The organism is Azospirillum sp. (assembly GCF_050789165.1).
The window spans coordinates 1-12662 of the sequence record NZ_JBOZRT010000131.1 but is presented as its reverse complement, the minus strand read 5'-3'; the positions used below and the strand labels follow the sequence as shown (position 1 = coordinate 12662).

Annotated in this window: 14 protein-coding genes; 5 read left to right on the top strand and 9 right to left on the bottom strand. The window is 69.6% G+C overall.

Going from position 1 to position 12662, the window contains the following annotated elements; genetic code table 11:
- Positions 1 to 2 precede the first annotated feature (2 nt).
- From ACRWK7_RS27755 to ACRWK7_RS27730, 6 genes are all read right to left on the bottom strand, one after another.
- Complete coding sequence (locus tag ACRWK7_RS27755) at positions 3 to 404, bottom strand: PTS sugar transporter subunit IIA (RefSeq protein ID WP_431859853.1); 402 nt, start codon at positions 402 to 404, stop codon at positions 3 to 5.
- Positions 405 to 462: 58 nt separating this feature from the next.
- A complete protein-coding gene (rapZ, locus tag ACRWK7_RS27750; RefSeq protein ID WP_431859851.1) occupies positions 463 to 1383 on the bottom strand; it encodes an RNase adapter RapZ in 921 nt (306 codons plus the stop codon).
- On the bottom strand, positions 1380 to 1838 hold the full coding sequence (locus ACRWK7_RS27745; RefSeq protein WP_431859850.1) for an HPr kinase/phosphorylase: 459 nt from the start codon (positions 1836 to 1838) through the stop codon (positions 1380 to 1382). Before ACRWK7_RS27745 ends, rapZ begins: the two co-directional genes overlap by 4 nt.
- 197 nt (positions 1839 to 2035) lie before the next feature.
- On the bottom strand, positions 2036 to 2386 hold the full coding sequence (locus ACRWK7_RS27740) for a hypothetical protein (protein WP_431859848.1): 351 nt from the start codon (positions 2384 to 2386) through the stop codon (positions 2036 to 2038).
- 151 nt (positions 2387 to 2537) lie between these two features.
- Entirely contained in the window at positions 2538 to 4241 is a 1704-nt protein-coding gene (locus ACRWK7_RS27735; RefSeq protein ID WP_431859847.1) for a stimulus-sensing domain-containing protein, read from the bottom strand.
- Entirely contained in the window at positions 4210 to 4914 is a 705-nt protein-coding gene (locus ACRWK7_RS27730) for a response regulator transcription factor (protein ID WP_431859846.1), read from the bottom strand. Before ACRWK7_RS27730 ends, ACRWK7_RS27735 begins: the two co-directional genes overlap by 32 nt.
- Before the next feature lie 248 nt (positions 4915 to 5162).
- On the opposite strand from ACRWK7_RS27730, the gene ACRWK7_RS27725 reads away from it, so the two are divergent.
- Together ACRWK7_RS27725 and ACRWK7_RS27720 are read left to right on the top strand one after the other, a co-directional pair.
- Positions 5163 to 5942 (top strand): HugZ family protein, encoded by a 780-nt coding sequence (locus ACRWK7_RS27725; protein ID WP_431859844.1) that lies wholly within the window; start codon positions 5163 to 5165, stop codon positions 5940 to 5942.
- 317 nt (positions 5943 to 6259) lie between these two features.
- Positions 6260 to 8077, top strand: coding sequence for a phosphoenolpyruvate carboxykinase (GTP) (locus tag ACRWK7_RS27720; protein WP_431859842.1), 1818 nt, complete (start codon positions 6260 to 6262; stop codon positions 8075 to 8077).
- Between the two features lie 65 nt (positions 8078 to 8142).
- Here ACRWK7_RS27720 and ACRWK7_RS27715 read toward each other — a convergent pair whose 3' ends face one another.
- Both ACRWK7_RS27715 and ACRWK7_RS27710 read right to left on the bottom strand, forming a co-directional pair.
- A complete protein-coding gene (locus ACRWK7_RS27715; protein ID WP_431859841.1) occupies positions 8143 to 8463 on the bottom strand; it encodes a CcdB family protein in 321 nt (106 codons plus the stop codon).
- Positions 8464 to 8466: 3 nt separating this feature from the next.
- On the bottom strand, positions 8467 to 8709 hold the full coding sequence (locus tag ACRWK7_RS27710; protein ID WP_431859839.1) for a type II toxin-antitoxin system CcdA family antitoxin: 243 nt from the start codon (positions 8707 to 8709) through the stop codon (positions 8467 to 8469).
- A gap of 306 nt (positions 8710 to 9015) precedes the next feature.
- Between ACRWK7_RS27710 and motA the strand changes: the two genes are divergently transcribed.
- The 3 genes from motA to ACRWK7_RS27695 are packed head-to-tail and all read left to right on the top strand — an operon-like array spanning position 9016 to position 11057.
- Positions 9016 to 9876: a flagellar motor stator protein MotA gene (motA, locus tag ACRWK7_RS27705; RefSeq protein ID WP_109117667.1), complete on the top strand. Its 861-nt coding sequence runs from the start codon at positions 9016 to 9018 to the stop codon at positions 9874 to 9876.
- A gap of 3 nt (positions 9877 to 9879) precedes the next feature.
- A complete protein-coding gene (locus ACRWK7_RS27700; protein WP_431859836.1) occupies positions 9880 to 10824 on the top strand; it encodes a lipid II:glycine glycyltransferase FemX in 945 nt (314 codons plus the stop codon).
- 56 nt (positions 10825 to 10880) lie between these two features.
- A complete protein-coding gene (locus ACRWK7_RS27695) occupies positions 10881 to 11057 on the top strand; it encodes a hypothetical protein (RefSeq protein WP_431859834.1) in 177 nt (58 codons plus the stop codon).
- 15 nt (positions 11058 to 11072) lie between these two features.
- On the opposite strand, the gene ACRWK7_RS27690 is transcribed toward ACRWK7_RS27695, so the two are convergent.
- Positions 11073 to 12416, bottom strand: coding sequence for a M23 family metallopeptidase (locus ACRWK7_RS27690; RefSeq protein WP_431859832.1), 1344 nt, complete (start codon positions 12414 to 12416; stop codon positions 11073 to 11075).
- Positions 12417 to 12662: the final 246 nt, after the last annotated feature.

The window sequence follows — 12662 nt, the reverse complement described above, 5'->3', positions numbered from 1 at the left end:
GGTCACCCGTCAGACAGCAGGGAGGAGGCGACGTTGATGTACTTCTGCCCGGCCTCGCGGGCGGCGGCCACGGCATGGTTCAGCGTCTCGTTCATGCGCACGCTGGCCAGCTTGATCAGCATGGGCAGGTTGACGCCGGCGATGACCTCCACCTTCGCCTTGTCCATGATCGAGATGGCGAGGTTCGACGGCGTGCCGCCGAACATGTCGGTCAGCACCACCACCCCGGCGCCGTCGTCCACCGCGGCGACCGAGTTCAGGATGTCCTGCCGGCGCTGCTCCATGTCGTCGTCCGGACCGATGCAGACGGCGCGGATTTGCTGCTGCTCGCCCACGACGTGCTCGAGGGCGGCGATGAACTCCTCCGCCAGCCGTCCGTGGGTCACCAGAACCATACCGATCATCGCTTGTCCTTCACGCTGGGATAACCTCCCACCCTCTTGTCGCCCGCTCCGCCCCGGATCAGCCGGAGCGCGGGCCCTGTCGTTCCAGATCCCGATGGCTGAGGGCGACCTTCAGGCCCAGATCCTTCAACCATTCCGCCAGTCGTTCGGCCACGAAGACCGAACGGTGCCTGCCGCCGGTGCAGCCGATCGCGACGGTCAGATAGCTCTTTCCTTCCTGGTTGTAGCGCGGCAACAGCGGCCTCAACAAGCCCGTCAGGTTCTGGAAGAACGCCGGAAAGTCGGGGTCGCCCTCGACCTTCGCGGCGACCGCGGCGTCGCGCCCGGTCAAGGGGCGTAAGCCCGGGTCCCAGTGCGGGTTGGTCAGGAAGCGCACGTCGAACACCAGGTCCGCCTCGCGCGGAAGCCCCAGGCGGAAGGAGAAGGAGGTGACGAACACCTGCAGCGCCGGCTGGGCGTCCAGCGAGAAGTTGCCGGCCAGCAGGCGGCGCAGGTCGTGGATGGACAGCTGCGTGGTGTCGATCGCCACGTCGGCGCGCTGCTTCAGGGGGTGCAGCAGGGTGCGCTCGCGCTGGATTCCGTCGGGCACCGGGCGGTCGTCGGCCAGCGGGTGGCGGCGCCGCGTCTCGGTGAAGCGGCGCTGCAGCACCTCGTCGCCGCAGTCGAGGAAGAGGAGGCGCACGTCGAGGTCCGGCCGCGCCTTCAGGGAGGCGATCTGCTCCAGGAACGCGGCGACCGAGAAGTCGCGGGTGCGGCTGTCGATGACGATGGCCAGCGGCCGGTGGCTGGGGTCGCCCTGCTCGATCAGGGCGTGGACCAGCGACAGGCGCAGGTTGTCCACCGACTCGTAGCCGAGATCCTCCAGCGCCTTCAGCGCCACCGACAGCCCGGCGCCGGACATGCCGGTAGCGAGCAGGACGCGGCGGCGGCCTGTGACCAGGGAAGCGTCGGGGAAGGCGTCTGGGATGGAGTCGGTCATGTCGGGCTGTGGCGGGGGGAGGGCACCGCGCCGAGGCGCCCGGCCGCCACCGCCGCGGCGGCGAGGCGCAGCTTGGCGGGGGTGGAGGCGTCGAAGGGCGAGAGCGCCAGGTGCGGCACGGAGCGGTCCATGAGCGTGACGGTTTCGGGTTCGGGCAGCCGTTCCACGTCCTCCGCGGCCACCAGATCGACGACGAGGCGGATTTCCGCGGCCTTGGCCGTGGGCACCGGCAGGATGCCGACGCCGCGCACCTCGATCAGGCCGGCGAGCGGCGCCGGGGCGGTGGCCATCAGCCGGTCGCCTTGCGCGCGCACCTCAACCTGATCGTCGGCGACGAGAAGCGCCCCATCGTCGATGAGGCGCACGGCGACATCCGACTTGCCGCCGCCGGAAGGCCCGCGCAGCAACACGCCGATTCCCCCGATCAGAACGCAGGTGCCATGAATCGTCACCATGCGGCCAAGGTGAGGCGTGCCGCGAATTCTGTCAATGGGACGGAATGGACGCCCTCCCTACGCTCCGCGGCTACGGGGTGCGCCTATGTTGCGGCGCTGCCTGTCCTCGAATTCACGAACTTAACCGTCATCCGCGCGAAGGCGGGGATGACGGTTAAGCAAATGAATTTCAGAGGTTTACCGCGGGGGCTTCGACATCACTCCGCCACCAGCGGCGCGCGGGATTCCTTTCGGATGTCCTCCAGGCGCTTGGCCAGCTCGTCGCGGCGGCGGATCATCTCGTCGATGTCGTCCAGCTCGGTGGCGGCTTGGCAGGCCTCGCGGAAGTCCTTCTCCTGCGCCAGCCGCACCAGCAGCACCTTATAGGAATCGGCGATGCGGGCGAGGTGGCGCTGGGCGCCGTTCAGCGCCTCGGCCAACTGGCTGCGCTCGACCGTGGCGGCGCGCATCATCCGCGCCAGTTCGCCCTGCTGGCGGCCGGCGTCGCGGATCAGCCGGGCCAGACGGTAGCGGTTGAAGTCCACGAGTTTGGCGCTGGCATTGGACATGGGCTCCCCCGCTTCCGATACGCCAAGGGGCCATCCGGCACGGAGGTCCGGGCGGGCTCGTCCGCCCCGGGGCCATGCGTTGCGATCCATCGGCCGGCTCAATCCGAAGGGCGAGTGTACCCCACCGGGTGCGGCGCACCTATGATCAAGATCACGCCGCGACCGGCAACCGCACCGTGAACACGGCTCCGGCCGCCTCTCCCGACTCGTCGCGACGATTGGCCGCGGCGATGCTGCCGGCGTGCGCCTCGACGATCTGCTTGGAGATGCTGAGCCCCAGGCCGGAGTGGGTGCCGAACTTCTCGCCCGCCGGACGCTCGGTGTAGAAGCGCTCGAAGATCGCCTCCTCCTTGCCCTCGGGGATGCCGGGACCGGAGTCGGCGACGGTCACCACCACCGTGTCGCCGTCGCGCCGCGCCACGACGTGCACGGTGCCAGCGGGCGGCGAGAAGGACACGGCGTTGGCGATCAGGTTCTGGAACACCTGGGTCAGCCGCCCCTCGAGTCCCGGCACCGTCAGGTCGGCGCCGGCGGGGATGGCGACGGCGAGGCGGGGGTGGTCCGGCGCGCCCTCGACGGTGGCGGCGTGGATGTCGGCCAGCATCGCCAGCATGGCGCCGATATCGACCGGCTCCAAGCGCGCGCGCGACAGCTCGGCGTCGAGGCGGGACGCGTTGGAGATGTCGGAGATCAGCCGGTCCAGGCGCTGCACGTCGTCGGCGATGATCGCCATCAGCCGTTCGCGGCGGTCGGGGTCGTTGACCCGGCTCACCGTCTCCACCGCGCTGCGCAGCGAGGTGAGGGGGTTCTTGATCTCGTGCGCAACGTCGGCGGCGAAGCGCTCGATGGCGTCCATGCGCGCCCACAGCGCGGCGGTCATGTCGCGCAGCGTGCCCGACAGGTCGCCGATCTCGTCGCCGCGGGCGGTGAAGTCGGGGATTTCCACCTGCCGGCCATGGCCGGAGCGCACGCGGTCGGCGGCCCGCGCCAGCCGGCGGATGGGCCGGGCGATGGTGCCGGCCAGATAGACCGACAGCAGCACCGTCACCGCCAGCGCGATGGCGAAGACGCGCAGGATGTCGAAGCGCACGGAGCGGATCGCCTCGTCGATCTCCGCCCCGCCGCGCGACAGCATCACGGCACCCAGCACCTGCTTGTAGCGCTGCACCGGGATGGCCACGGTCAGCATGAGGCCCGGCCGCTCGCCCGGCCGGTCGGTGCGCCAGACGGTGGAGGACTCCTCGCCGGCCAGCGCGCGCTCGGCGTCGGGGTACTGGGCAGCCCTCGCGTCCGGCTGCTCGCGGTAGAGCGGGAACGCATCGCGGCCGGGGATGGTGTCGGTCAGCCAGTTGTAGAGCGCGACCGCGGCGCGGGTCAGGGCGCCGGACTCGTCGGGCGGCGGCAGCTCGACGATCTGGATGGTGCCGGCCGAGCCGGTCAGCACCCGGCTGTCCGACACCAGCCGGCCGTCTGGGGTGAACAGGCGGGTGCGCGTCTCCGTCGCCTCGACCAGCCGCCGCACCATCTGGCGCGCCAGCTCGGGCGACAACTCGTAGATCTCGGCGGGCGCTTCGGCGGGGTCCTCGCCGGCCGGCGGCGCCTCGGCGCGCTGCACCGCGCCCTCGCCGAGCGCGGTGGCGAAGATGCGGGCCTGGGTCTGCAGCGCCTCCATCTCGGCGTCGATCAGCCGGTCCTGGTAGCGGCCGAGGTAGAGCAGCCCGCCCACCAGCAACGCCAGCGCCAGCACGTTGACGGCGAGCACGCGCACGGTGAGCGGCGACAGCCGCCGGCCCGGCTGGTGGGCCGGCCGGCGGTGCGGGCGCTCATTGCTCCTTGTAGCGGTAACCGACGCCATAGAGCGTTTCGATCTGCGAGAACTCGGGGTCGATCGCCTTGAACTTCTTGCGCAGGCGCTTGATGTGGCTGTCGATGGTGCGGTCGTCCACGTAGACGTGCTCGCCGTAGGCGGCGTCCATCAGTTGGTCGCGGCTCTTGACGTGGCCGGGGCGCTGGGCCAGCGCCTTGACCAGCAGGAACTCGGTCACCGTCAGGTCGATGGGCTGCCCCCTCCAGGTGCAGGCGTGCCGCGCGCCGTCCAGCACCATCGACCCGCGGGTCAGCACCTGGCCGGGCTCGGCAACGCCCGCTTCCTTGTCGCGGGCCAGCGACTCGCGGCGCAGCAGGGCGCGGATGCGTTCGATCAGCAGGCGCTGGGAGAACGGCTTCTTGATGTAGTCGTCCGCGCCCATGCGCAGGCCCATCAGCTCGTCCACCTCGTCGTCCTTGCTGGTCAGGAAGATGACCGGCAGCTGGGTGGTCTGGCGCAGGCGCTGCAACAGCTCCAAGCCGTCCATGCGCGGCATCTTGATGTCGAGCACGGCAAGGTCCGGCGGGCGCTGCGTGATGCCGCGCAGCGCCTCGCTGCCGTCGGTGTAGGTGCGCACCTCGAAGCCCTCGGCCTCCAGCGCCATCGACACCGAGGTCAGGATGTTGCGGTCGTCATCGACGAGCGCGATCGTCTGCGCCATGAAGTCGCGTCCCTTCTTTCGAATGTCCTACACAGCAACGCTTTCGGGCAGCTCCGTTGCCGATTGTTGCGGTGCAATCGCATAACCCGGCAGTTTTCGCTTTCATCGGGACATTCTCCGCGCCAATATGGCAGCAAAACGGCGGCGGGGGAAACTCCGCGGCACGGGCGGACGCACTCAAAAGACGAATGAGCTCAACAGCTGACTCCAGCGGCCCCAAACCCAGGGGGCCGGCGGATACCCATTCGGTGGATCAGGCCGATTCGCCGGGCGAATCCGCGCGCCGCGTCATGCGCGGGGCCGATCGGGTGGCGCTCGCCACCGCACAGAAGGACTCTGCTCAGAAGGACGGGGCCGGCTGGCCTTATCCGTCTCTGGCGCTGGCCGCGCTGGACCACGACGGCACGCCGCTGCTGCTGATCTCCCGCCTCGCCGACCACACGAAGAACATCCTTGCCGACACCCGCGTGGGGCTGCTGTTCGACGGCACCGCCGGGCAGGCGCAGCCGCTGGCCGGGGCGCGCGTGTCGGTGCTCGGCCGCGCCGTGCCGACCGACGAGCCGCGCCATCGCGACCGCTACCTCGCCCGCCATCCCGACGCCGCGCAGTACGCCGGCTTCGGCGACTTCGCCTTCTACAAGGTGGAGGTGGAGCGCGCGCACCTCGTCGCCGGCTTCGGCCGCATCCGCTGGATCGAGGCGGCGGACCTGCTGCTGCCGGAGGTGCCCGCCGACCTCGCGGCGCGGGAGGCGGACCTCGTGCGCACCATGAACGACCAGGAATCGGACGCCGTGCAGCTGTTCGCCGGCGTCCTGCTCGGCCTTCCCGGCGACGGGGGCTGGGCGGTGACGGGGATCGACCCGGACGGTATCGATCTCCGGCGGGGCGGCCGCGTCGGCCGTCTCGACTTCGACCACCGCGTCCACGACGGCGAGGGGGCCAAGGCGGAGCTGATCCGGCTCGCCGCGCGCGCCCGGCGCCAGAGACAGGACGCGGCGGGGGCGGGGAGTTCGCCCGCCGCCATCTGATCAGCTCGACACGCCAAACCAGCAAGCCGCGGCAAGCGGCGTCAAACAGCGCAACCAGGAGACCAGGACAGTGGATCGACACGGACCGACCGGCAGCCGCTATGGACCCGAGGGCCGCAGGCTGACCCTCCCGCACCCCCGCCCGCTGGCGCGGAGGGACGCGGTGTAACGGTCCGGTTCGCCGGCGATCCACGCCGGGATCGGAGACACGAGGAGAGGTGGTGCTCCGCACGGAGGCCGCCGAGGCAACATCGATTTTGGCCGGCAGGCCGCCGCGGGAAAACCGTCGGGCCGGCGAAAGGCAAAGAGGCTCTGAAATGACTGCACGTACGAGGAACAAGAAGCTCCTGGCCTGGGTCGAGGAGATCGCGCTGAAGTGCAAGCCGGAGCGTGTGCACTGGTGCGACGGATCGCAGGAGGAGTACGACCGGCTCTGCAACGAGATGGTCGACGCCGGCACCTTCATCCGCCTGAACCCGGAGAAGCGCCCCAACTCGTTCCTCTGCCGCTCCGACGCGGGCGACGTGGCGCGTGTCGAGGACCGCACCTACATCTGCTCGAAGACCAAGGAAGAGGCCGGCCCGACCAACAACTGGGTCGCCCCCGAGGAGATGAAGGCCAAGCTGGACGGCCTGTTCGAGGGCTGCATGCGCGGTCGCACCATGTACGTGGTGCCGTTCAGCATGGGCCCGCTGGGCTCGCCGATCTCGCACATCGGCGTGCAGATCTCCGACAGCCCGTACGTCGCCGTCAACATGCGCATCATGACCCGCATGGGTCAGGCCGTGCTGGACGAGTTGGGCGACTCCGACTTCGTGCCCTGCCTGCACTCGGTGGGCGCGCCGCTGGCCGAGGGCGAGACGGACGTGGCCTGGCCGTGCAACGCCGAGCACAAGTACATCGTGCACTTCCCCGAGGACCACTCGATCGTCTCCTACGGCTCGGGCTACGGCGGCAACGCGCTGCTGGGCAAGAAGTGCTTCGCGCTGCGCATCGCCTCGTCGATGGGCCGCGAGCAGGGCTGGCTGGCCGAGCACATGCTGATCCTCGGCGTCGAGAGCCCCGAGGGCGAGAAGACCTACGTCGGCGCCGCCTTCCCGTCGGCCTGCGGCAAGACCAACTTCGCCATGCTGGTCCCGCCGAAGGAGTTCGAGGGCTGGAAGGTCCGCACCATCGGTGACGACATCGCCTGGATCAAGCCGCAGCCGGACGGCACGCTGCGCGCCATCAACCCGGAGGCCGGCTTCTTCGGCGTCGCCCCGGGCACCAGCATCAAGTCGAACCCGAACGCGCTGAAGACGCTGAACGAGAACGTCATCTTCACCAACGTCGCGCTGACCGATGACGGCGACGTGTGGTGGGAGGGCCTGACCGACACCCCGCCGGCGCACCTGATCGACTGGCAGGGCAAGGACTGGACCCCGGACTCGGGCCGCGCCGCGGCGCACCCGAACTCGCGCTTCACGGCGCCTGCGGCGCAGTGCCCGTCGATCGACCCGGCGTGGGAGGATCCCGCGGGCGTGCCGATCTCGGCCTTCATCTTCGGCGGCCGTCTGTCCAAGACCTTCCCGCTGGTGTTCGAGGCGACCAGCTGGAAGCAGGGCGTGTACTGGGCGGCGACCATGGGCTCGGAGGCGACCGCCGCCGCCGTCGGCCAGGCGGCCATCCGCCGCGACCCGTTCGCCATGCTGCCGTTCTGCGGCTACAACATGGGCGACTACTGGAACCATTGGCTGAGCTTCGAGGGCAAGGTGAAGGCCCTGCCGCGGATCTACCGCGTCAACTGGTTCCGCAAGGACGAGAACGGCAAGTTCGCGTGGCCGGGCTTCGGCGACAACATGCGCGTGCTGCGCTGGATCGTCGACCGCGTGCGCGGCCGCGCCGCCGAGGCGGTGGAGAGCCCGTTCGGCTACATGCCGCGCTACCAGGACCTCAACTGGGCCGGCCTCGACTTCCCGAAGGAGAAGTTCGAGAAGATCATGAACGTCGACCGCGAGGAGGCCAAGGCCGAGGCGCGCGACCAGCAGGAGCTGTTCGACCGTTTCGGCAAGCACCTGCCGGCCGAGCTGGAGCAGGAGCGCCAGAACCTGCTGAAGCGCCTCGAGGACGCCCCCGAGGTGTGGAAGGCGGCCTGATCGCTGGCTTGGGTAAGTAAGGAAGGGGGCCGTCCCGCGGGGCGGCCCTTTTTCTGTTGCGCCCGCTATTCCCAGGCGCGCAAGGTCGCGAGGCCCATGGCGTTGACGATGTCCTCAGCCAGTTCCGACACATTCGCCACCCGCTCACCGAACGCCTTGAGCGGAAAGCTCGTGAGATCGAGTGTGGCGAGGATCAGCGTACGGTCGTCGATGACGACGGATGGGTTCAGCCGGCGATCCGCGGGGCCGGGAAAGCACTCGGCCAGAACGAGCGGAATGGCCAGGCGCCGGTCGTACTGCCGAAACAGGCTGGACTGGACGTTGACCAGATAGGGCGACGTCCGGCGGGCCGTCCCGAGATAGTGATGGACGTCGAACTGCTTCATGGATCACAGGTCCAGGTAATCGTCGGCTGCCGATCCATGCTCGGCGTGAAAGGCATTCCACGCCCTGATGGTCGGCGCGAGTTCGGCTTCCAGTCGCCGCTTCTGCTCTTCCCGGACAATGCGCGCCAATTCGGCTTCCAGGGTGGCGGACAGGTTGATGCCCAATTCCTTCGCCTGCCGCAGCAGATCCTCGTTGACGCTGAGGTTGGCGGAGCGTTTCGGTGCGTGGACGTTGTAGCCGATCATGGGGCCTCCGAAACCGCAATGCGCATATAGTCATGCGCATGCTGCCGACCGTCAAGCGGACACTCCGCCTTCCGGCAGCCTACTCCTTTCGTGACACATCCCGGTCGACCCGGTAGAATCCGGTGACATCCATGGTCGCCCGGCCATGCATGGCGTGGTGCCCTGCCGGTGTTTACCAAGCGTCAACGCCTGTTCCGGCCATTCTACACTGGGGCATACGGGTCCGCGGCGCGGGCCCGCGGGCCGGCCGGCGTCCGCGTGGCGAACGGGCCGTCGGGATCGCCAGAGCGCTAGGGGACCAGGATCATGTTCGTCATCATCGGCTTCGTCGTCGTGATCGCCTGCGTGTTTGGCGGGTACATCGCCGGCGGCGGCCACATGGGCGTGCTGTGGCAGCCCTTCGAATACCTGATCATCCTCGGCGCCGCGGCCGGCGCGTACTTCATCGCCAACCCGAAGAGCGTCATCTCCCACACCGGCAAGGAGATCGGCCACCTCTTCAAGGGCCCGAAGTACAACAAGGACGGCTACCTCGAGCTGCTCACCATGATGTACCAGGTCTTCAAGATCGCGAAGACCAAGGGCCTGCTGGCCCTCGAGCAGCACATCGAGAAGCCCGAGGACTCGCCGCTGTTCCAGCAGTTCCCCAAGTTCTACGGCGACCACCACGCCATCGCCTTCCTCTGCACCTATCTCCGCTTGATGTCGCTCGGCGCCGACAACCCGCATGAGCTGGTCGACCTGATGGAGGAGGACATCGAGACGATGCACCACGAGCACCAGCGTGTCTCCGACGCCATCCAGGCGGTGGCGGACGGCGTGCCGGCGCTGGGCATCGTGGCGGCGGTGCTGGGCGTGATCCACACCATGGGCTCGATCACCGAGCCGCCCGAGGTGCTGGGCAAGCTGATCGGCGGCGCGCTGGTCGGGACCTTCACCGGCGTGCTGGTTGCCTACGGCTTCGTGGCGCCGATCGCCTCGGGCCTGAAGAACATCTACCACGCCGAGGGCAAGTACTATCAGTGCATGAAGACCGGCCTGCTCGCCCACCTCTCGGGCTACGCGCCGGCGATCTCGGTGGAGTACGCGCGCAACGTGCTCGAACCCGAATACCGGCCAACCTTCGCCCAGGTTGAAGAGGCGACGGCGGCGCTGCCGCCGGCCTAATCCATGCCGGACATCGACATCGCCTGGAACGAGGGCGCCATGGCCGAGTGGACGGCCGCCTTCGCCCGCGTGCCGCGCTCCACCCTGCCGCAGTGCTTCGGCTACGCCCAGGCCATGGGCAAGACGCACGGCTACGTGCCGCGCCTTGGCATGATCGGATACGCCGGCCGCGCCATCGGCATGGTCCAGGTGCTGGAGCGCCGCAGCCTCAAGGTGTTCGCGCAGCGCCAGCTGCACCGCGGCCCGCTGTGGTTCGACGGTGAGCCGGAGCCCGACGTGCTGGAGGCGGTGCTGCGCCGGCTGCGCCGCGAGTGCCCCGACAACCCGCTGAACCGCTTTAGCTTCCTGCCCGAGCTGGCTGCCGCGCCGGAGAGCGAGGCGATGCTGCTGCGCTGCGGATTCCGCCGCACCGGGCCGGGCTACCGCACGGTGTGGCTGGACCTGGGCAAGTCCGACGAGGATCTGCGCGCCGGGCTGGCGCGCGACTGGCGGCAGCGGCTGAAGGGGGCGGAGAAGGCCGGCCTCACCCTCGACCTCGACCCGGAGGCCAAGAACCTGCCCTGGCTGGCCAAGCAGGAACACGACCAGGCGCAGGCCAAGCGTTACCGGGAGATGTCCGGCCGGCTGGCGGTGCGGCTGCGCAACGCGCTGCACAAGGCGGACGGCGTACTGCTGGCGGCGGCGCTGGACGGCACGGCCCCGGTGGCGGCGGCGCTGCTGCTCGGTCACGGCACGACGGCGACCTACCAGATCGGCTGGTCGAACGAGGCGGGCAAGAAGACCGGCGCCATGCGGCTGGTGCTGTGGCGGGCCCTCGGCCACCTGCGGGAGCGCGGGTTCCGCTGGCTCGACCTCGGCGGCGTCAACCCGGACACCGCGCCGGGCGTCACCGAGTTCAAGCTCGGCACCGGCGGCGAGGCCACCGAATCGGTCGGGCTGTTCCGCTGATGCTTGCGCGGCACCCGGCCGCGGCGCAGGATGATCCAAGGGCGAGGGAGGCGAGCATGGCCGACGACAACGACGACATCATGACTCCCGAACAGGCTCAGCGCGCCATCGCCCGCGCCGCGCAACGCACGCCGCAGATCTCGGCGGTGCGCGAGCGGATCGAGAAGATGACGGCCGAGGAAAAGGGCCTGGAGATGCTGGCCCAGGCCATCAGGCGCCTGCTGCACGAATAGCGCTGACGCGCTCGCTCAACAGGTTGCGGTGCCGGAACAGGCTTTGCGGTCGGTGGTGTGCGCGATCTGCAGGCCGGCGCGGGCCTCGGCGTAGGCGCGGTCGGTGGCGCGCACGGTCTGCTCGAAGGCCTGCAGATCGCGCCCGGCCAGCTTCTCGCCGGTCGGCAGATCGGCGGCCTTGGGGTTCACCTGCTGGCCCTTCTTCAGCACTTCGTAGTGCAGGTGCGCGCCGGTGACCCGGCCGGTGGCGCCGACATAGCCGATGACGTCGCCCTGTTCGACCCGGCCGCCGCGGCGCACGCCCTTGGCGAAGCGGCTCATGTGCGCGTAGGCGGTGGTGACGTCGGTGTTGTGGCGGATGCGGACGTAGTTGCCGTAGGCGCCGTGCGGCCCGATCTCCTCCACCACGCCGTTGCCGGCGGCGTAGATCGGCGTGCCGGTCGGGGCGCCGAAGTCCACGCCCTTGTGCATCTTGCTGTAGCCGAGGATCGGGTGCATGCGCATGCCGAAGCCCGAGGTCAGCCGCGCGCCGTCGATGGGCGTCAGCAGCAGGGCGCGGCGGATGCTCTCGCCCACGCGGTCGTAGTAGTCGGTGCGGCCGTCGCGCGTCTTGTGGCGGTAGATCGCCAACTCCTCGCCAGCGACGGTGAGCGAGGCGAACAGCACGTCGCCCTCGCCGGCGACCTTGCCATCGGCGGTGACGAAGCGCTCGTACAGCACCTTGAAGCGATCGCCCGGCTGCAGGTCGCGCTGGAAGTCCACCTCGTAGGAATAGGTGCGGATCGCCGCGAGCATCACGGACACCGGCACGCCGGCGCCATTGCCCGCCTCGAACAGGCTGGAGCGGATCTCGGCCTCGGCGGCGACCAGCTCGCGGCGGACCTCCTTCTTCACCTCGGCGGATTCGAAGCCGGCGTCGCCGGTGCGCGCCACGCTGACCGAGCGGACCACGTCCGCCGTCAACTCCAGCCCGACGAAGCGGCGGGTGCCGCCGCGGCGCGGCTCGAACAGCACGGTGACCTGCTGGCCCACCTTCAGCTTGCGCGGGTCGTAGACGTTGGCCAGTGCGTTGATGGCACCGTCGGCCTCGGCGCGCGGCACCGAGACGCCGGTCAGCAGGTCCATCAGCGTGTCGCCGCGCCCGACCGCCACCACGCGGCGGTCGATCCCGGCCGGGGCCGCCGCCACTTCGGTGGGTGCATCCTCCGCCGCCTGCGGGACGAACGCGTCCCACACCAAGTCGTGCACGGCCGGCTCGTCCTGTGCGGACGCGGGGAAGGACATGGTGGGGATCAGGACACCGGCCACGCCGGACGCAAGCAACGCAAGCGCGGGAAGGCTGACAACCCTCAGACGCACCGGCACCCTCCTCAACTCACGGATCCTATCTGTGCGGACCATGCTAGGGGCGTAGGGCGGAGTCAACGAACAACCGTCACCGGGGCCGCGCCCGTAAGCCGTTTTGCGGCTCGTCCGGCGGGCTGCGAAAGAAATCGTCATGGGAGTGCAAAAAAGCGCTTGCCAGGGGGGCTGAGGCGCCCCTATAAACCGCTCCACCGACGGGGCGGCCACTGAGGCGGTGCCGGCGGGGACATCCCGGAGGGT